The 20,795-nt window shown below is 46.9% G+C and carries 18 protein-coding genes; 7 read left to right on the top strand and 11 right to left on the bottom strand.

What is annotated here, in order from left to right:
- Window positions 1-210: 210 nt before the first annotated feature.
- The 5 genes from AZ602_RS09000 (at window position 211) to AZ602_RS08980 (ending at window position 5,825) form a co-directional block, all read left to right on the top strand.
- Complete coding sequence (locus tag AZ602_RS09000; RefSeq protein ID WP_103034615.1) at window positions 211-1,470, top strand: D-amino acid dehydrogenase; 1,260 nt, start codon at window positions 211-213, stop codon at window positions 1,468-1,470.
- A 37-nt stretch (window positions 1,471-1,507) separates the two neighbouring features.
- Entirely contained in the window at window positions 1,508-1,861 is a 354-nt protein-coding gene (locus AZ602_RS08995; RefSeq protein ID WP_103034614.1) for a RidA family protein, read from the top strand.
- A 133-nt stretch (window positions 1,862-1,994) separates the two neighbouring features.
- Window positions 1,995-3,167 (top strand): alanine racemase, encoded by a 1,173-nt coding sequence (locus AZ602_RS08990; RefSeq protein WP_103034613.1) that lies wholly within the window; start codon window positions 1,995-1,997, stop codon window positions 3,165-3,167.
- Window positions 3,155-4,477, top strand: coding sequence for a D-arabinono-1,4-lactone oxidase (locus tag AZ602_RS08985; protein ID WP_103034612.1), 1,323 nt, complete (start codon window positions 3,155-3,157; stop codon window positions 4,475-4,477). The genes AZ602_RS08990 and AZ602_RS08985 overlap by 13 nt, the downstream gene beginning before the upstream one ends.
- A gap of 139 nt (window positions 4,478-4,616) precedes the next feature.
- On the top strand, window positions 4,617-5,825 hold the full coding sequence (locus tag AZ602_RS08980; RefSeq protein ID WP_103034611.1) for an outer membrane protein transport protein: 1,209 nt from the start codon (window positions 4,617-4,619) through the stop codon (window positions 5,823-5,825).
- A gap of 67 nt (window positions 5,826-5,892) precedes the next feature.
- Here the strand turns inward: AZ602_RS08980 and AZ602_RS08975 are convergent, their stop codons facing one another.
- The 11 genes from AZ602_RS08975 to dnaA form a co-directional block, all read right to left on the bottom strand.
- On the bottom strand, window positions 5,893-7,176 hold the full coding sequence (locus AZ602_RS08975) for a valine--pyruvate transaminase (RefSeq protein ID WP_103034610.1): 1,284 nt from the start codon (window positions 7,174-7,176) through the stop codon (window positions 5,893-5,895).
- Window positions 7,177-7,356: 180 nt separating this feature from the next.
- Complete coding sequence (locus AZ602_RS08970) at window positions 7,357-8,532, bottom strand: type III PLP-dependent enzyme (protein ID WP_103034609.1); 1,176 nt, start codon at window positions 8,530-8,532, stop codon at window positions 7,357-7,359.
- Between the two features lie 178 nt (window positions 8,533-8,710).
- A complete protein-coding gene (locus tag AZ602_RS08965; protein ID WP_103034608.1) occupies window positions 8,711-8,956 on the bottom strand; it encodes a DUF1653 domain-containing protein in 246 nt (81 codons plus the stop codon).
- Complete coding sequence (locus AZ602_RS08960) at window positions 8,949-9,320, bottom strand: FKBP-type peptidyl-prolyl cis-trans isomerase (RefSeq protein WP_255409093.1); 372 nt, start codon at window positions 9,318-9,320, stop codon at window positions 8,949-8,951. The genes AZ602_RS08965 and AZ602_RS08960 overlap by 8 nt, the downstream gene beginning before the upstream one ends.
- Window positions 9,317-9,805, bottom strand: coding sequence for a septal ring lytic transglycosylase RlpA family protein (locus AZ602_RS08955; protein WP_103034607.1), 489 nt, complete (start codon window positions 9,803-9,805; stop codon window positions 9,317-9,319). The genes AZ602_RS08960 and AZ602_RS08955 overlap by 4 nt, the downstream gene beginning before the upstream one ends.
- 234 nt (window positions 9,806-10,039) lie before the next feature.
- Entirely contained in the window at window positions 10,040-11,230 is a 1,191-nt protein-coding gene (locus AZ602_RS08950) for an esterase-like activity of phytase family protein (protein ID WP_227525209.1), read from the bottom strand.
- 178 nt (window positions 11,231-11,408) lie between these two features.
- Window positions 11,409-12,968: a glutamine-hydrolyzing GMP synthase gene (gene guaA, locus AZ602_RS08945; protein WP_103034605.1), complete on the bottom strand. Its 1,560-nt coding sequence runs from the start codon at window positions 12,966-12,968 to the stop codon at window positions 11,409-11,411.
- 99 nt (window positions 12,969-13,067) lie between these two features.
- The gene (gene gyrB / locus AZ602_RS08940; RefSeq protein ID WP_103034604.1) at window positions 13,068-15,524 is read right to left on the bottom strand and encodes a DNA topoisomerase (ATP-hydrolyzing) subunit B; all 2,457 of its coding nucleotides are present in this window, start codon (window positions 15,522-15,524) and stop codon (window positions 13,068-13,070) included.
- 200 nt (window positions 15,525-15,724) lie between these two features.
- Window positions 15,725-16,912 (bottom strand): DNA replication/repair protein RecF, encoded by a 1,188-nt coding sequence (locus AZ602_RS08935; protein WP_103034603.1) that lies wholly within the window; start codon window positions 16,910-16,912, stop codon window positions 15,725-15,727.
- Window positions 16,913-16,924: 12 nt separating this feature from the next.
- Window positions 16,925-18,082: a DNA polymerase III subunit beta gene (gene dnaN / locus AZ602_RS08930; RefSeq protein WP_103034602.1), complete on the bottom strand. Its 1,158-nt coding sequence runs from the start codon at window positions 18,080-18,082 to the stop codon at window positions 16,925-16,927.
- 51 nt (window positions 18,083-18,133) lie between these two features.
- The gene (gene dnaA, locus AZ602_RS08925) at window positions 18,134-19,528 is read right to left on the bottom strand and encodes a chromosomal replication initiator protein DnaA (RefSeq protein ID WP_103034601.1); all 1,395 of its coding nucleotides are present in this window, start codon (window positions 19,526-19,528) and stop codon (window positions 18,134-18,136) included.
- 591 nt (window positions 19,529-20,119) lie between these two features.
- On the opposite strand from dnaA, the gene rpmH reads away from it, so the two are divergent.
- Window positions 20,120-20,254, top strand: a complete 135-nt coding sequence (rpmH, locus tag AZ602_RS08920) for a 50S ribosomal protein L34 (protein ID WP_003662232.1) — start codon at window positions 20,120-20,122, stop codon at window positions 20,252-20,254.
- Between the two features lie 132 nt (window positions 20,255-20,386).
- Window positions 20,387-20,794 (top strand): ribonuclease P protein component, encoded by a 408-nt coding sequence (rnpA, locus tag AZ602_RS08915; RefSeq protein ID WP_103034617.1) that lies wholly within the window; start codon window positions 20,387-20,389, stop codon window positions 20,792-20,794.
- Window position 20,795 lies beyond the last annotated feature (1 nt).

Here is a 20,795-nt window from a genome sequence, read left to right as displayed (position 1 = left end):
CCATTTTTCTTTATACTGTCACTGAGGCAGGTTGGACATTTGATTTCTAGAGTTATTCGCATTTCTCTATTTTATCAAAATTCAACCTGCTTTGTTTCAGCATACTTTTTGAAACACCACCAAATTTTCATCATGGCGAGTTATTTGCTTGTTGTTGTCATTTTTCCTTGTTATCATATCAATGTTTTTGTGGTTCATCAGGACGATTTTATGAAAGTTTTCGTGCTTGGCGGCGGCGTCATTGGCGTCACTTCTGCCTATTATCTTGCCAAACAGGGCGTGGATGTGACCGTCATCGAACGCCAAAATGATGTCGCCGAAGAAACCAGCTTTGGCAACGCAGGACAAATCTCCCCTGGCTACTCTACCCCTTGGGCAGCCCCTGGCATCCCCACCAAAGCCATCAAATGGCTGTTCCAAAAACACGCCCCTTTTGCCATTCGTCCTGATGGTTCGTCATTTCAAGCACAATGGATGTGCCAAATGCTCGCCAACTGCAATGACAAATCCTACGCCACCAACAAAGCTCGCATGGTGCGAGTCGCTGAATACAGTCGCGATTGCTTGCAGGCGTTGCGTGCTGAGACTGGCATCAGCTATGAGCATCGCACCGGCGGCACGCTACAGCTATTTCGCAAGCAAGCACAGCTGGACGCTGTTGGCAATGACATCGAAGTACTCAAGGACTATGGCGTAGCGTATGAGCTGCTTGACCATGATGGCTTGGTCAAAGCAGAACCTGCGCTGGCTCGTGCCAAATCCGAACTGCTCGGCGGTCTGCGTCTGCCCAATGACGAAACTGGCGACTGCAATCTATTCACCAAAAATCTTGCCAAAATCGCCGAAAACTTAGGCGTCAAATTCCTATTTAACAGCACCATCGACAGCATCAGCACTGATGGTAGTCGCATCACAGGCATCGTGGTCAATGGCGAGTCGATGACAGCAGATGCGTATGTGTTGGCACTCGGCAGCTATTCTCGTGCGATGGCAAAGACGCTTGGTCTGTCGCTACCTGTTTATCCAGTCAAGGGTTATTCGCTCACCGTGCCAATCATCGATGCGGATAATGCGCCAGTATCGACCGTGCTGGATGAGACTTATAAAATCGCCATCACTCGCTTTGATAATCGCATCCGTGTCGGCGGTATGGCGGAGCTGTCAGGCTTCAACCTAGGACTCAATCAATCCCGCCGTGAGACGCTTGAGATGGTCTGCGATGATTTGTTCAGCGGTGGCGATTTGCCAAATGCCAGCTTTTGGACAGGTCTGCGTCCGATGACGCCAGATGGCACACCAATCATCGGCAAAACTGACCTTAATAACCTATATCTGAACACAGGTCATGGCACGCTCGGCTGGACGATGTCATGTGGTTCAGGCAAGCTGATTAGCGATATCATCACCGAGCAGACGCCTGCGATTAGCCTTGATGGGCTGTCATTGGCACGCTATGGCTCATCGTCTTAATCTTTCCATACATTTCTCAACACACAAGGATATTTTTATGACAAGCATCCAAAAATTTGACAGCAATGAAGTGCTTAGTGAAGTCGCCGTGCATAATGGCGTGGTATATCTGGCAGGTCAAGTACCTGATGATGACAGCCTAGACATCCAAGGTCAAACCCGTCAAGTGCTTGCCAATATCGACAAGGCACTGGCACAAGCAGGCACTGATAAGCATCACTTGCTATCAGCACAGGTATTCATCAAAAACCTAGCCGATTTTGAAGGCTTTAACAGTGAATGGAAAGCATGGGTCGCTGGCACGACACCGCCTGTGCGCGCGACCATCCAAGCAGATTTGGTCAATCCAAACTGGCTTGTCGAAGTCATGGTGATCGCTGCGGTGAAGTGATTCACCCAAGCTTAGCTGACAGCAGGCTTTTGATTCATCAAAAGCCTGTTTTTTTGTGCAAAATTTATGCTTTATTTAGCCATTAATCAATGCTAAGATAATCGCACACGGAATGAAACACAGGACAGCAAATATGGATTTTGCACACATCACACCCCCTGTCTCTCCATCAGCGTGGCTGGATTTGGATGCGCTGGATGCCAATATCGAGCGGGTCAATCAGATGACCGCCAAAGTTAGGCTACGCATCGCCAGCAAATCCATCCGCAGTATCGAAGCACTGCACTATATCCGTGAACGCACGCCGCATTTTGTGGGCATCATGAGCTACAGCGCTGCTGAGTCGGCGTATCTACTCGCTCAAGGCTTTGATGACATCTTATGTGCTTATCCAAGCATCGATACAGCGAGCATCATTCAGACACTGCCCTTTGTCGCACAAGGGGCGAGTATGGTGTGGATGGTGGATCGGCTGGAACAGTGGCGGCTGCTTGATGAGATCGGCAGACAGCACGGCGTGGTGCTGTCGGTGTGTCTGGATATCAATATGTCCATGCCGCTGCCCAAGCTGTATTTTGGCACCAAGCGCTCGTCGTTGATCACACTGTCTCAAGTACAAGACCTAATAAATCACACCAAAACAATGAGCCATACCAAGCTTGTTGGCTTGATGGGCTATGAAGGTCAAATCGCAGGGCTGCCCGAGCATCTGCCTGATAAAGCGATGCTCACGCCCATCATCCGCCTATTAAAATCTTTCTCCAAAAAACAGCTCGCCACCCGCCGCCAAGACATCGTACACTGGCTCAATCAAAACGGCCATCCGCTCACCATCGTCAATGGCGGTGGCAGCGGCAGCATGGCATTTACCACCAGTCAGCCTGAGATCACCGAGATCACCGTAGGCTCGGCATATTATTATCCTGCCTTATTTGGCTATATGGACAGCATGGCAGGGTTTCGACCAGCGGCAGGCTTTGTGCTGCCAGTCACTCGCCATCCTGAAGACACCGTGATCGTCGCTCATGGTGGCGGCTTGGTGGCATCGGGAGCGATGGGACGGGACAAACTGCCCAAGATCATCCATCCACCACAGCTTGAGATTTTGACGGATGAAGGCTTTGGCGAAGTACAGACGCCGCTGATAGCCAAGGGTTCACCGCCCAGCATCGGCAGCCATATTTGGCTACAGCACGCCAAGGCAGGCGAGCTGTGCGAACGCTTTAATGATCTCATCACTTATCGTAATAATCAGCCCATCGGGCACATACGGACATATCGGGGAGAAGGACAATGTTTTCACTAAAAAACTGGCAACAAGATAAGCACTGGCAAAACTGGGTTGGCTATGTCAAGGCCACGCCTGCCCAAAAACTCACCCCTTCCACCATCGATGAGCTGTGTGATATCGTCAAACAGGCCAATACGACAGGCAAACGCATCCGAGTGACAGGTGCTGCCCACTCATTTAGCCCCGTGGCACAGCCTGAAGAGATCGCCATCAGCCTACACCATCTGCGTGGCTTGGTCAGTATTGATGCAGCTGCCCGTGAAGTGACCTTGTGGGCTGGGACTTATCTGTATGAAATTGGCGATATGTTAGCACAGCATGGCTTTGCCCTAGAAAATATGGGCGATATCCAGTTTCAAAGCCTGGCAGGGGCAGTGGCGACTGGCACGCACGGCACAGGGATTAGCCTTGGCTCGGTGTCATCACAGGTGGTGGCGTGGGAGTGGGTCGATGGCACAGGTCAGCTACATCATCATCGCCGTGGTGAGGATGAGCTCAGCGCCGCTTTGACAGTCAGCCTTGGGCTTTTGGGGATTTTTACCAAACTTACCCTAAAAGTCGTGCCATTATATGGGCTAAAAGAACAAAGCTGCACGATGAGCTTTGTTGATGGCTTGGCAAGCTTTGATCAAGATGTCAAAAACCATCGCCACATGGAGTGGTTTTTATTCCCTGGCACCAATAAACTACAAAAAAAGACGCTAACACCCACCACGCCTGCCACCATGAGCCAATGGCAAAAAGTCAAAGACCGCTTTGAAAGCGTCATTGTGCTCAATGGTGCGTTTTATTTGATGAGTGAATTGGCTCGCAAACACCCCAAATTCATCAAAACCGTGAGCAAGCTGTCAGCCGATAACATTCCCAACACCATCCGCCAAGGCTTAAGCTATGAAGTCTTCCCAAAGCCGCGTGGCGTGGTATTCGACGAAAGCGAATATTTCATCCGCTATGAAGATTTCCCCAAAGCGATCACTGCCATCAATGATGCCCTGCTTGATGACACCAAAGGCTCACACTTTCCCATCGAAGTACGCACCATCAAGGGCGAGGCGGGATTTTTGAGTCCTACCCAAGGGTGCGACTGCGTGGTGCTGTCATTTCATGTGTATCGAGGCATTGATAGCCGACCGTATTTTGATTGGGTTAAAACATTCATGCAGCCATGGTCGGGCAGACCACACTGGGGTAAGGTGCTTAAGCTTGATCATCACGAGCTGGCTAAGCTGTATCCTGATTTACCCAAATTTATGGCAATACGGGAACAGTATGATCCAAATAAGGTGTTTTTAAATACTTGGCTACACCAAAAATTCATCGGATAAGCCATCAAATGCCTTTGCATTTTTATTAAAATATGCTAATTTATAGTACAAAGCCATCGGATGGCTTATGGCTTCGTTGATCATTGAGCTGCTGAGTGTTAAATTCAGCAAAACCCAGTCTAATAAACAAGGAGGTTATATGAAACAGCGTCATTTTACCCACTCACTATTGGCTGTGGCGATCGCCACCATCACAAGCCCAAGCTTGGCATCAGGGCTTGAGCAGTCCAGCCAGTCTATTGCACCATTTTTTGAAAAAGGCAATTATGCCGAGATCAGCTATGCTCATGTCGATCCTGACATCAAAGGCGTGGATCTGATGGGTCGGCCGATCGATGATATGATGGATGGCTTTAGCTTTGGGTCAGCGGCTGTAAAAATCGCTCCCACGGACGACACCGCCATCGCCTTATTGTACAGCGAACCTTGGGCAATCAACACCCAGTATCCATCGGGCAACTTTTTTGCCAATGACTTGGGCGTCACATCCGCCAACTTAAGCTCAAAAAATCTCACCCTACTGGCTGGCGGCAAAACCAAAAATAACCTCTGGCTGTATGGCGGTGTATCCGCTGAGCAAATCAAAGCCGATGTCAATGTCGCAAGCTATGGCGACAATCCGCTGTATGCGATGGGCTTTTCATCCGATCCTGTGATGCCTGTGCAGTACTCGCTACACGCCGATAAGACGGACACCGAGCTTGCTCCTGTCGTTGGTATCGCTTATGAAAAACCAGAAATCGCCCTACGAGCCAGTCTCACCTATCGTGGCGAGACCAAGTATCGCACGCCTGTTACCGAACGCTTTGTCGCGCCTGCTTTGGATGCCATCGGTCAAGGTGAAATCATCGCCCCGACATCGGTAAGTCTGACCATGCCGCAGTCGGTGAGTCTGGATTTTCAAACTGGCTTAAGCGAAAAACATCGCCTACTGGGCATGATCAACGCTCGCTGGGTCGATTGGTCGGCCTTTTCGGTGACACCAACTTTATACGCACAGACCATCGGCAGCCAGACCAATGGCGAACCTTTGGCAGCTTATAATAAAGACGGCTATGCGATCGAGATGGCACTGGCTCGTGAGTTTACGCCGAAGCTTGCCGGCGAGGTACGCATCGGCTATGATCATGGCACAGGCCAGCCGCTTAGTGCACTTGGCCCTTATGATGCCGTCAAATCAGTGGCACTCGGTGCCCAATACAAGCCTGTGCCGCAGCTTGCCATCTCAGGCGGTGTGCAGTATGCATGGATCGATGGCGGTGACATCGTGCATGGTGGCCAAACCGTCGCCAAAATCGATGATGGCAACTACATCGGCTATGGCATGAAATTGGGTTATTATTTCTAATTCCACCCACCGAATACGAAAAAGCAGCCATCACAGCTGCTTTTTCATTGTCTGATCTTATTAAAAATCACACGCCATCATACAGTCGACGCACCACCTCACCGATGGTCGTGATGCCCTTGATGATGGTCTCATCAGGCTGAGCGATGGATAGACGGATACACTCTTTGGCGTGCGGATAATTGGCGGTATCCACCCCAACAAAGAAATGCTCAGATGGAATAATCAGTGTACCTTGCTCTTTTAGCATCTGATACAGCACGGTCGTTGAAATCGGTAAATTCTCAAACCACACCCATAAGAAAATTGCCCCTTCTGGTTTATGAATCTTGACAGGATAGCCATCAAACTCCGCCTGTAGTCGTGATACCGCAAGGCTGGCTTGCGCCTGATAAAATGGCTGGATTACCATATCAGACAAAGTCTTGATGCGATCATCGGCAAATAACGGTGTCGCCACCGTCGCCCCGAAACGCACTGGCGAAAGATTGACGATGGCATTCATATTACTGATGGTCTTGATGATCGGTGCATCCGCGACGATAATCCCCGTGCGAGTGCCTGGCAAGCCCACCTTTGATAAGCTAAAGCACAGCACTGTATCACGATCCCACGACAGCGTGGTGTCGGTATAGATGATATTTGGAAATGGCATCCCATAGGCATTATCGACAATCAGCGGCACGCCATATTTTTTGGCGATGGCAGTAAGCCTTGCCATCTCATCATCGGTCAGCACATTGCCTGTCGGATTGGTTGGACGAGAACAGCAAATCGCACCAATCTTGCCATTTTTTAACTCTTCTAAATTTTCTAAAGCATCAAAATCTACTCGATACTTAAAAAATCCTTCATTATTTTCATGCGTCACCAGCTCAATATTTGGCGGTACAGCCACAAAATGCACGCCATCAATATGCACATCAGCATAGCCGACATACTCAGGCGCCAAGGGCAATAAGATGGCTTTATCTGTCCCATCTGCAAACTGACCAGCAAATAGATTAAACAGATAAAAGAACGCATTTTGTGAGCCGTTGGTCAAGGCGATATTGTCACAGGTCAACGCCCAACCATAATGACGATTAAAAAATTCAACCAAGGTATTGATAAACTTGGTATCACCCTGCGGATTGGAATAATTCCCCACACTATCAAGTGCAAATGCATCTGCCACCACTGATTCAAGTGTCTCTTGATACACGGCATTTAGCTCAGGGATACTGGCAGGATTGCCACCGCCCAGCATATTGACTGGCTTGTCACTATTGAGCGCATTGCCTAGATCATCCATCAGTTGCAAGATGGCACTGTCTTTAGTGAATTTTTGACCGAATTTTGAAAATTTCATAACTCACTCTGTGATACTTAGTGTTAGTAAGGACTGCTGGCTATATTGCCGTGCGACTCACTGTGCTGTCAACTGCTTGCTACAGTACAGCTTGTCATGCCAAGCATCCACCGATGAATAAACGCTTGGGGCTTTGGTGCTTGTTCACCTGTTTCACACAAGACTGTTTCATGTGAAACATCACTCGATGTATTTGACCTTTAAGGGCGGAAAACCGTTAAATTCTACCGATGAATACGAGTTGGTATAAGCACCCGTGGTGAGCCAATACAACTTATCGCCGATTTCCAAATCTTGTGGCAGTTTATAGCCAGCGTGTTCGTACATGATGTCGGTACTATCACAGGTCGGGCCTGCTAGGATGACCGTGCCTTTTTCGGTGGCAGTTTCCATTTTTGGGGTATAAACAGGGTATTTGATGGCTTCACCCAAGGTCTCAATCAAGCCTTGGAATAGCCCAACATCGGTATAGACCCAACGAGTCAAATCCGTGCGAGATTTGCGGCTGATGAGCACCACTTCTGAGACCAGTACGCCACTATCACCCACCATCGAGCGGCCTGGCTCTAGGATAATCTCAGGCATCTCATCCTCATCATAGTCTTCGGATAAATAGCGATGAATCTCTTCAGCATAGACACGCACAGGGTTCACTTCACTGATGTAGTTGGTTGGGAAACCGCCACCCAGATTGATCATCTGTAGCTTGATGTCTTCTTCGTATTTCATCCAGTCAAACATATATTTGACCTTGGCAAGCGCATCATCCCACGCTGCGACATCTTTTTGTTGGCTACCGACATGAAATGAGATGCCATACGGAATCAGGCCCAGGTTTTTGGCTTGCACCAACAAGTCGATCGCCATATCAGGATGGCAACCAAACTTGCGAGACAGTGGCCATTCGGCAGTGTCAGCACCATGTACCAAGATACGCACAAAGACTTTTGAGCCAGGGGCGTTGTTGGCAATATTGATTAGATCTGCTTTAGAATCTGTGGCGTACAATGTGATGCCTTTTTCGAAGGCATACTTAACATGCTCAGCTTTTTTGATGGTGTTGCCATATGAGATGCGATCTGGCGATACACCACAGTCGAGCACACGATCGAGCTCATAGATAGATGCGCAGTCAAAGTTTGATCCCAAATCCGCCAAATATTTGACCACTTCCACCGCAGGACTAGCTTTCATCGCGTAGTGAATTTTTGCTTTAGGAAATAGACTGACCATCTCTTCATATTTGGTCTTGATACGGCTAAGATCCACGACCAGTAGTGGCGTTTCTTCGCCTGCTGCCGCCTGGGTGAATTTTTGCCATTGGGCTTGGTCAAAATATTGATCAATCTTAATCACAAAAGCTTACTCCTGTGGACATGGCTTTGGTTTTGTATGCCAAAATCTAAAAGAAAAAGCACCTTTAATATCGATCATTTCGATGTTAAAAATGCCATAAAATGTTAAAAAGCTTGCTATCAATATTATAGCAAGCTTTTGGGGTTGGGGCTATAGTTTTCGTGGATGTAATACGCATTCACACATCATCCCCCACATAGGCGAAGCGGGGAACGCACTCACCCCCTTGCTCAAGCATCTGTACAAACATCTCAAAAGGGCGTACCCATAGAGTCGATTGCTCTGACAAATCACCATACAGCGGATGATACAGCACCAACCAGTCAAGCGTTTCGCTATGACGCACCACATCAACCACTTGGTACAAATTGCCCTTATAATGCCGATAGACACCCTTTTGGATGCTCGGCTTCACATCAGTCATCACGCGTACGCACTTCTAAGAGCTCAATCTCAAAATACAGCGTCGAATTCGGCGGAATCTTACCCACCGTACGCTCACCATATGCCAGATGTGCAGGGACGATTAGCTGTCGTTTACCGCCAACTTGCATCGGTGCGACAACCACATCATCTGTACTAAAGCCAAGCACACCCATATCCCAGCCCTTAATCACACGGCCTGTGCCGATGACACACTCAAAGGCACGCCCACGACTGATGGATGAATCAAACACCGTGCCATCTTCAAGCTTACCGGTGTATTCAGTGACAATCAGTGCACCTTTGACAGCTGTTTTACCGGTGCCGACGATGATGTCAGTGGCTATAATAATGTCTGTCATCATTCGGTCGCTGAGACATTAGCTGCCAAAGTGATGGTCTGCGTGCGCTGCGTGGTCACAGTTTCGACTTTAGATAATGCTTCGGCAACTTGTTGGGCAACCAAAGCATCCTGAGCCAAAGTGCTGGCTGGCGTTTGGGCTGCTGCTGTACCACCACTAACTGTCTCGATGGTAACGCGCGCGCGGCCTTGGCTTAGCGGGGCAATCTGAGCAAACGCGCCTTTTGATAAGTCCAAAGTCACGCCATATTTGCTAAAACCGCCACGGTCGTTCACACGGCAGACAACTGATTTGCCATTAGCGGTATTAGTGACTTTTAGGTGTGTGCCAAATTTATGGGTATTACTCGCGCAGGTCATGGCATTTTGATTAAAACGCTCGCCATTGGCAGTCTTGCGACCATGAAATTTATCACCATAATAAGTCACAGTGGCAGCTTGGGCAGATAGCACAAGCAGGGCGGTGCTGGCCAGTAGTAATTTTTTCATAAAATCTCCTCGGGATTTACCCTTGGTCAATGCTGTTTTTAGCATGTTGAATTAAAAATGATGATGTATCATAGCCAAAACCCATTTCGATTACAAGGAATGATATATTTTTTGACATTTTTATAACATTTGCTATTTAAAGTTGCTGGATTGTTGCTATTCAACAGCAGTTCAAAAAAAACCACCATAGAAATGGTGGCTTTAGATGGTTGTATTAACTGCCATAATCAAAAGTTAATATAAAGGATAATGTAATTTGATCTGAATCATCTCATTATCATCTGCCAAATTGGCATTGCGCCCCGACGAGCTGGGAAAGTTATTGTCATTAAACACCGTTAGCATATACGCATCTTCAATGATCACATCTTCAATGGTAAAAAACGGAAAAGCAAATCTCTCACTGACGCCGATATCGCCTGCGCGTGCGGCTCCATACAACCGATGCGGATTGTGAATATTCATCAAATCCACCACATCTGTACGCCGAACCACTTCACCTGACCCACCTAATGTGATGCGAACCAGTTTTTTATAGCCATCCAGCTGGTTTTCACTATCATCTCTTTCAATCAAAATCCCCGAGCGCTCATCGATCATTTGAAAATCCCCAATGGCTGTGGCACGCGCATCTAATTCAAAGATATAATAATTACCCGTGTAGGCTTTTTTATCAATATCAAATTGGAAAATCAATAGCTGCTTGCCTTTGGCATCGGTCAGTGGTTTTTCTAACATAGGATATAAAAATTTGCCATCAGCCGATTTGGCCATTCCCTCAAAACCACCACTGCGTTGCACGGTGGCAGTAGCCGCATCGCCAATCAATGGATTTTGTGGCGAATGCAGTATACGACCTGTCTGATAAGGATCGGGCAAGGCAATCGGTGCTTGTAAGAGTACGCCATTTTTATCAAAATGCAATAAATAAGGCCCAAATTCTTCGCCTACCCAATAACTGCCATCAGCGGCTTGCTGAATCGATTCAGGATCAAAATCAGCACCTGTCAGCAGACGCTCGGCTGTATTTTGATGAACAATTTCAAAGGGAATCAAGCGCTTGGGATCCTTTAGTTGGATGTGATTAAGCACTTTTACCGCGCCTGTGCCGCCTGTTTGAGTGCGAAAATCCATTGATATCTGATAAATTCTCAGCAAAAAATCTGCCGAATTGTCCTTGGCGCCAAAGCCATTATCAGCAAGTACCGTATAGCTACCATCGCTGTTTTTTAAGGCGCCTGAAAAGCCCTGAACTGGTTGAGCTTTAAAGGGCGGTGCAATGCCATTGGCTGCCTTCACCGCACTACCTGACACAGGCCCTGCGGCATAAGTTTCTACATCCAGTTTGGCAAAGCCTGTCAATGTTGCTTTGGGTACTTCAGCCATCGCAGACACAGACAAACAACCCATAAACAAACCAATCATCACACGATTTTTCATAAAAAATCCTTATGTTGTTTTCAAAGACTGTCAGGATTTTAGCAAAGGATTATGACGAAACTATGTTGATTTGATGGCAATCTAAGGTCAGCTTTGTGACACTTTGATGATGAACAAAAAATCGCCCAAAATTTTGAGCGATTTTTTATGTTAAGTGAAATAATCATTCCCACTCAATCGTTGCAGGCGGTTTACTACTCACATCATAAACGACACGAGAAACATCTTTAATTTCGTTCATAATACGAGTTGAGATTTTATCAACAAGCTCATACGGCAGGTGAGCAAAACGAGCGGTCATAAAATCTACCGTTTCAACAGCACGAAGCGCAATCACCCACGCATAACGTCTGCCATCACCCACCACACCAACAGATTTTACAGGTTGGAACACGGCAAAAGCTTGGGCAGTTTTATCATACCAACCAGACGCACGCAGCTCCTGCATAAAAATATCATCAGCAAGGCGCAAAATATCCGCATATTCTTTTTTCACTTCGCCTAAAATACGCACACCTAAACCCGGGCCTGGGAATGGATGACGATAAATCATATGATGTGGAATGCCAAGTGCCACGCCAAGTTTACGCACTTCATCTTTAAATAAATCACGAAGTGGCTCAACAAGTTCAAATGCCAAATCATCAGGTAATCCGCCCACATTATGATGGGATTTAATCACATGAGCTTTGCCTTGTTTGCTGGCTGCTGACTCAATCACATCTGGGTAAATCGTGCCTTGTGCTAAGAATTTTACGCCATCTAATTTTCGGGCTTCCTCGCTAAATACTTCAATAAATTCACGACCAATAATTTTGCGTTTAGCTTCAGGGTCAGTTACGCCAGATAGTGCTGTTAAGAAACGATCTTCGGCATCGGCACGAATGACACGAATCCCCATGTTGTCGCTAAACATCTGCATGACTTGGTCGCCTTCATTGAGACGCAATAAGCCATTATCCACAAAAACACAGGTTAATTGGTCGCCAATGGCACGGTGTAATAATGCCGCTACTACCGATGAATCGACACCGCCTGATAAACCTAGCAATACTTTTTGGTCGCCAATTTGCTCTTGGAGTTGTTTAATGCGTAATTCAATAATATTTTCTGAATTCCACGCATTACCACAACCACAAATAATATGTACAAAGTTTGAAATCAATTCTGTACCTTTAGTAGTATGCGTGACTTCTGGGTGAAATTGTACGCCATAAAATTGACGGGTTTCATCACTAGCAGATGCATAAGGACAGCTTGGCGTGCTTGATGTTACGCTAAACCCTTCAGGTAAACGCACCACTTTATCGCCATGGCTCATCCACACTTGAGATTGATTTTTTTCATCGCCGACTTTGCTCAGTAGGCTATCTTGATGGGTGATGTTAATTTCTGCATAGCCAAATTCATGCACATCACCTGCCTCGACTTTTCCGCCCAATTGTTCAGCCATGGTCTGAAAACCATAGCAAATACCGAGTACTGGTACGCCTAAGTTAAAGACAATTTCCGGTGCTCGTGGGCTACCCTCGATATGGACACTTTCAGGCCCCCCTGATAAGATAATGCCTTTTGGATTAAAGGCTTTGATGTCATCTGCTGACATATCATAAGCATACATTTCAGAATATACGCCTGCTTCACGCACTCGGCGGGCAATCAGTTGGCTATATTGTGAGCCAAAGTCTAAAATCAAAATACGATCGGTGGTGATGTTGGTCATGGTCTTTCCTGCAATGGTAAAAGATGATGGCAAATGATCAAATGGTTAAAATGTAAAAGATAAAGAATGCCCAACATCTCGTCGGGCAATACTGGCTAATCACGCATCGATGTCTGCATTTAGGGCGTTTTCTTCGATAAAGATACGGCGTGGCTCGACATCATCACCCATCAGACAGCTGAACAGATGATCAGCTTTGATAGCATCTTCAATGGTGATTTTGAGCATACGGCGATTTTCAGGATCCATGGTGGTTTCCCACAGCTGCTCCTTATTCATCTCACCCAAGCCCTTGTAACGCTGAACATCGACGCCACGACGAGCCGCCTGCATCAGCTGCTCCCACAGGTGGTGAAAATCTTTAATAGCACTGTCTTTATCACCACGGCGCAAGAACGCGTCATCAGTCAGCACGGTATTCCACTCACCACTTAGGCGTAGTAGGCGTGCATAGTCTGATGAACCCAAAAAGCCCAAATCCAGCAGATAATGCTGCGGCAAGCGGTGCATATAAATCGTCACTCGTGGTAGCCACTGACCAGTACTTTCGGACTCAGTACCTGTCACTTCGGCAAGCTCAACCGATGGTTCAAGCTTCGGTGCAAGTTCAGACAGCTTCGCCTGCAGCACATCTGCCCAAGCCTGCATCGCATCACGATCGCCTGTGGCGGTGGTGTCAAACTTCGGAATAAAGGTCAGTGCATCAAGCAACTCAGATGGGTATTTGCCCTGCAAGCGATTTTTGACCACTTGGCTTTGGCTGTAGTCTTTGAGTAGCTTTTCAAGTGCCACACCAGTGATGGCAGGCGTATCTTTGCTCAAAAACAGCTGATGATCATCAATGGTTGAAGACAACAAATAAGAGTCCAACGCCTCGCCATCTTTGAGATACACCTCTTGCTTGCCACGCTTAACCTTATACAGTGGTGGCTGAGCGATATAGATATAGCCACGCTCAATCAGCTCAGGCATTTGACGGAAGAAGAATGTCAAAAGCAGTGTGCGGATGTGCGAACCATCGACATCAGCGTCAGTCATGATGACGATTTTGTGATAGCGAATCTTATCAGGGTTATACTCATCAGGGCCAATACCTGTGCCCAGTGCAGTGATCAGCGTACCCACATCGGCACTTGAGAGCATCTTATCAAATCGAGCTCGCTCGACATTCAAAATCTTACCCTTCAGCGGCAAAATCGCCTGCATCTTACGATTGCGACCCTGCTTAGCACTACCACCCGCCGAGTCACCCTCGACAATGAATAGTTCGGATAATGCAGGATCTTTTTCTTGGCAGTCCGCCAATTTACCTGGCAAGCCTGCAATGTCCAGCGAGCTTTTGCGGCGCGTCATTTCACGCGCCTTGCGAGCAGCGTCACGAGCACGGGCAGCATCGATGATCTTGGCGGCGATGGACTTGGCAGCAGCTGGATTTTCGAGCAGATATTCAGACAAGCGTTCGTGCATGGTGGTCTCAACCACTGATTTGACTTCACTTGAGACAAGCTTATCTTTGGTTTGTGAGCTGAATTTTGGATCAGGCACTTTGACTGAGATGATGGCGGTCAGACCTTCGCGAGCATCATCGCCAGTGACTTGTACCTTTTCTTTTTTGGCGATATTTTCTGAGTCCATATAGGCGTTTAGGCAGCGTGTCAGTGCCGAACGAAAGCCTGACAAGTGCGTGCCACCGTCTTTTTGGGGGATGTTATTGGTAAAGCACAGTACTTTTTCGTTGTAGCTGTCCGACCATTGTAGTGCCACTTCCACACCGATACCCTCAGCGCCATCGGCGGTGAAATGAAAAATGTCATTCAGTGTCTGCTTGCCACCATTGATATAATTGACAAACTCCGACAAACCACCTTTATGCTCAAACACCTCGGTGGTGCCTGTGCGTTCGTCTGTCAGTACGATACGCACGCCAGAGTTTAGGAAGGATAGCTCACGCAGACGCTTGGCAAGGGTGTCATAATCAAAGGTCGTCACACCCTTAAAAATCTCAAAGCTTGGATAAAAACGCACCTGCGTCCCTGTCTGAGTCGATGGCTCAAGCTTGGCAAGTGGTGCATCTGCTACGCCATCGGTGTAGCTTTGGCTGTGTGCATAGCCATCACGCCAAATGTTGAGCACAAGCTTCTTAGACAAGGCATTGACCACCGAGACGCCTACGCCATGCAGACCACCTGAGACCTTGTAGGAATTATCATCAAACTTACCGCCAGCGTGTAGCACCGTCATGATGACTTCAGCCGCTGACACACCTTCTTCGGGATGGATATCCACAGGGATACCACGACCATTATCCATCACCGATACCGATTCATCATCATGCACGATGATATTGATCTCATCACAATGACCTGCCAATGCCTCATCGATGGCATTATCCACCACCTCAAAGACCATGTGATGCAAGCCTGTACCGTCATCAGTATCACCGATGTACATACCAGGGCGGACACGCACCGCCTCAAGTCCACGCAGTACTCGGACATTTTTGGCGGTATAGGCATCACCGCCAGTGTGCTGGTTTTGGTTGATGGTGTCGGTCATGGGTAATCCTTAAAACGGGTGCTTGGCTGATCATCATCCAAAGCAGGAATAAAAACCACCATATTATAGCATTTTTTTTATAAAAAGTCAGTGTGCTAACAAGTAGCTGCAGGATTTATTGTTTGGGCGACAGCTTGCACCATGATGCACTTGTTGCTGCTTTTTTGGTGGATTTTGGCAAGGATTTTGTCACAGTAGCATCAAAGCTGATGCATCGGCAAAAATTGGCCTTGTTCCACATGAAACATATGATACGCCGCCTGCTCACTGGTGTTGTGTGATGGCAAGTGTTTCAGGATATCTAAGATTTTGTGATGCGTGTCAGTAGTTAAACTGGTGATGATCAGTTGACAAGGTAATGATAACGCTGTCTGTAGCAGGATCTGCATCGCAGCGTTATCCAGCTCAGCATCGATATCGTCGATCAATACCACGGGGAATGTGGCGTCGCTATTTGAGTGACTGATGGCATTGCAGATCAGCTGTAACTGTGACAGCTTTAATGCGGTAATTAATAGCTTTTTTTCACCGCGGGATAAGATGTGTGTGGCTTGTTCGCGGATCTTTTGACCTTGGTCGTTGGTGGATTTGAACAGCACCGACACATCAGCACGATGCGCACCGATGCGTGTATATCCCAATTCAATATCCTGATCGATGCGCGATCGCAGTGTATCGATCAGAGGATTTTTGGTGTCAAATCCAGCCACATACTGCAAGCTTAAGCTGTGTTGATATTCAGGCAGTAGCAGGCCGAGCATTTGCTGAAAATGAGTCTCCCACGCCAAAAAAATCTCTTGGCGATGCTCGTGCAGGGCGTGGGCAAAATAAGATAACTGCCCATCCCAAGCCAAAAGCTCATTAAGACGATGTTGGATACTGGGCTGTTTTAATAAACTATTTCGCTGCTTGAGCAGTCTTTGGTATTGTAGCCACTGCTGATAAAATTCAGGTTTCATGTGAAACACCAGCCAATCAAGCAGCTGGCGGCGCGTGCCACTGCCCTCATCAAGCAGGCTCATCCCAACAGGATCGATCAATAAAGTCGGCAGCTGAAAGCTAAGCACACTTTGGCTGGCAGCTGTCTGACCATTAAAACGCAGCAGCGTGTCTGACTTGCCTTGCGTATCGAGCTTTTTTTGGATCGCCAAAGTATTGCTAGGATCACCGAAGGTTTTTGCCCAGATGGTGCAGTCAGATTCGTGATGGCGGATATAGCGGCGCGGCTCATGATGGCGAAAACTTTTACCCCGAGACAACAAAAACACCGCCTCTAATAGCGATGTTTTGCCACTGCCATTGGCGCCGATGATCAAATTGCATCGTGCCAAAGTCAGCTCAGCCTGCCCAAGATTGCGCAGTTTATGAATGTTTAGCTGCTGGATCACTCAGGTTGCATCCTATAGGCGCATCGGCATGATGATGTACTGATGCAGATCATCACCCACTTGATAGATCAGCACCGGCGAGCTTGGCTGATTCATCTCCATACGGACTTCACCTTCAAGCACACTCAAAACAGCACGCAGATAGGCTTCATTAAAAATCAGCTCAATCACATCGCCCTCATGCTGCACACCCAGCACCTCTTCAGCTTCACCCTCACCTTTGTCGCTGACGCTGATTTTGCATTGATCGGTAGTATCAAAGTTAAGCAGCACCCCAGGATTGGCTTTACTGTTTAGCACCGAGATGCGTCTTAGCACATCCATGGCTTCATCTTTATTAAAATTGGCAGCATTGATGTTATTGGTCGGTAACACGCGGCGATAGTCAGGGAATTTGCCCTCGATCAGACGCGCCGACAAGCTCACCTCAAGCACCGCATCCGTCTCCTCATCACTGAGTGTCAAGCCAACATGCAAAAACTCAGCATCAAACCCAAGCTCAACAATCGTAGCATCCTCTGTGGTCTTGGCAAGCTCCAGTAATAAACGCTCAAGCTCAGCCACCGCCTTACCAGGGATGATCACCTGATTGGCCTGATAGCTATCAGACAATAAGCGATGCGCCACGGCCAGACGATGGCCATCGGTGGCGACCGCGGTAAGCTTGCTATCATTGATGTCAAACAACATCCCCGTCAGATAGTGGCGCACATCTTGGGTCGCCATCGCAAACCGCGTATGATGGATGAGGCTGGTCAAATCGCCTTGACTGATCTTCACCACCGTCGATGGCAATGCAGCGCCAATGCTTGGAAAATCTTGGGCAGGCAAACTGCTTAGCGTATAGCGGCCTTTGCCACTGGTGATCACACAGCGGCTTGTGTTCTCGGGCGCATCGATCGTCACCGTGTCAGCCGACAATGATTTACAGATATTAAAAAACATCTCAGCTGGCAAAGTGGTGCTGCCTGCCAAAATACAAGCACCCGATGGGATGGTAAACCGCGTGGTCAGCTCAAGCTCCAAATCCGATGCTGTCAGTGTCAAACACCCCTCTTCAAGCACCAGCTTGATATTACCTAAAATAACAAAGCGATGGCGCTTATCCGCCGCCTTGACCACCATGTTGATGGCTTTGATTAACAACTCACGATTGATGGATAATTTCATACAAGCTCACATGATTTATGGGGTGATTGACTAAAATTTGGTGAATTTTGATCAGACATATTCTAGCATCATTTTTAGCGAATGATAGTCTTTGTCGATGTTGGCATCAGACACTCGCAGCTCTTCGATCTTTTCACAAGCATGCATCACAGTGGTATGATCACGACCGCCGAACACTTGGCCGATCTCAGGAAAGCTGTCGCGAGTCAATTCACGGATCAATGCCATCGCCATCTGTCTGGGTCTGGCGATATGACGAGCGCGCTTTTTGCCCATCAGATCCTTGGGAGAGATTTCATAATATTCCGCCACCAAATCTCGGATGCTTTCAGCATTGAGCGCCCGAGCCCGCGCTTGCACTTGATCTTTGATGGCATCTTTGACCAATGGCAGTGATACAGGCTCATTTCTTAAAATGGTGGCTGACAGCTGCACGCGCTTTAAGGCGCCCTCAAGACCGCGCACATCTGGCGGCAGGTTTTGCGCCATATACAATGCGCATTCTTTGGGCAAATCCAGCGTCAAAATACTGGCTTTTTTCTCCAAAATCTGTACCCGCATTTCCATATCGGGTGGCTCAATGGACAGCTGCAGACAGCTTGAAAGCCTTGAGATGTAGCGCTCGCCAAAGCTGACCATCTGCGAAGGCGGGCGGTCGGAGGCCAGCACCACTTGTTTATTACTGCCGCTGCCCGAAAAAGCATCAAACAGCTTCATCAAAATCTCAGTCACTTTTGGCGCTTTTGAACCACTCACCATATGCACATCATCGATGATTAATAGATCAGCCTGGCAGATTTCTTTTTCCATCTGCACGATGTCATTGGTGCGAAATGCCTCCAAAGTGATTTTATAAAAATGATCTTTGGTGAAATAAAAATAGCGTTTGCCATATTTTTGATAGCGGTGCGCCATGGCATGCATCAAATGCGTCTTACCCAGACCCGATGAACCATAAATAAAAATCGGGCCATAATTGTGCTTGCTGTCTTTTTTGGACAATTCATTACAAGCATTATAAGCTGAGGCATTGGATTTGCCTTTGACAAAGGCATCAAAAGTAAAAGCAGGATCGATCGGCAGACCCTCAACCATGCCAGGTTTGTTTTTGTCTTTGGCTTTTGGTTTTTTGGCGGGGGTGCTTGGGGTGGTACTGACGACCATTTCAATACGCACCGTTTGCACTTTATCTGGGGCGTGCTGTAAGGCAAGTTCACTGATTTGTGCCAAATAGCGCTCTTTGACATGCTTAACCCACATCATATTAGGCGCCAAAAGCAGCAATTCATTGCCGCTTAATTCAGCTTTTAAGGGCGCAATCCACTGGCGATAGTCCTTATCCTCCATCATAAATTGCAAATCAGGCAGGCATTTTTGCCACACGCTTTCGCCATCATCTACCGATGACGGATTGCCAGCTGTTGGCATATCTTCAAACAGACTCATGACCCACCTCAAAAAAAATACACTGCATAATGCAGCCATCAATTAACTTGCTCAAGCGAGTCAAATAGTATCACAATTTTGTCAAATTTCAAGCATTATTTTTTGTGGATAACTTTATGAAAAACTCTGTGGATAACTTTAAAAATTGACTTTTCCACATTTCACCAACATTTTATAAACATCACTTTCCACAGGATAAATATATGATATTTAATAATAAAATCAACTTATCAACAGAAATTTTGCTCTTATATTATTATTATATTTGGGTCTTATTTTAACTAATAAGCAGATCAACAATCTGTGGATAACTTTTAACATTGCATCTTAGCAAGCCTTAGTATAACAAAAGATGAGTGAATAAAATAGCAACTCAATACAGTCAGCCATCGCCATACTCAGTGGCATTAAGCACTTAATATCAACAAACTCATGTTGACTTTTGATGAATATTTTGATAAGATTGTCAGGTTTTTCGCTTATCAAAGCAAAACATTAACTAGTTAATTGTCAATATTTGGGCAGTTTATCAACTTTGATGAGTCGCCCAAACAGTCACCAGCAATGGTGCACATCTTTTACAGGTGATTTATGAAACGTACATTTCAACCAAGCGTTTTAAAGCGTAAACGCACTCATGGTTTCCGTGCACGCATGGCAACCAAAAAAGGCCGCCAAGTTTTGGCTCGTCGTCGCGCCAAAGGCCGTCATCGTTTGACTGTGTAATCACAGCCATCCCAAAAGCACCGTCAAACGGTGCTTTTTTATACCAAAATTTTGACATATTCAGCCGTTATCACCACCAAAAGACAGATATTCGTGCTAAAATCAGCCAAAATCCCCAAAAATAGCCAGATTATGACCATCCGACAGCAGCCAACAATCCCATCATCAAACCACACAACAAGCCATGATTTTCCTAAGCGGTATCGACTTTTGGGATCTGATGACTTTAAGGCGGTATTTGATGCACCCATCAAAAAAATTCACACCGCGCATTTGCTGGCTTTTATTGCCAAAGGCAGTGCGGATTCATCCAGACTTGGACTTGCCATCACCAAAAAAAAGCTTAGGCATGCTGTGGCGCGTAACCGCATTAAGCGCTTAACGCGTGAGGCATTTCGTCAGCAGCGCAGCCAATTTGAGACCATTGACATTGTTGTCATCATTAAAGCCAGTTATGATAAACGCTTTGATATTGGCCGAGAAGTCGATGAATTGTTTAGTAAAATTCATCAAAAATTTGGTCAATCAAAAACAGCTTAGC

Source organism: Moraxella sp. RCAD0137 (genome assembly GCF_002894025.1).
GTDB classification, from domain to species: domain Bacteria; phylum Pseudomonadota; class Gammaproteobacteria; order Pseudomonadales; family Moraxellaceae; genus Moraxella; species Moraxella porci.
This window is presented reverse-complemented; position numbering and strand designations above follow the sequence as displayed.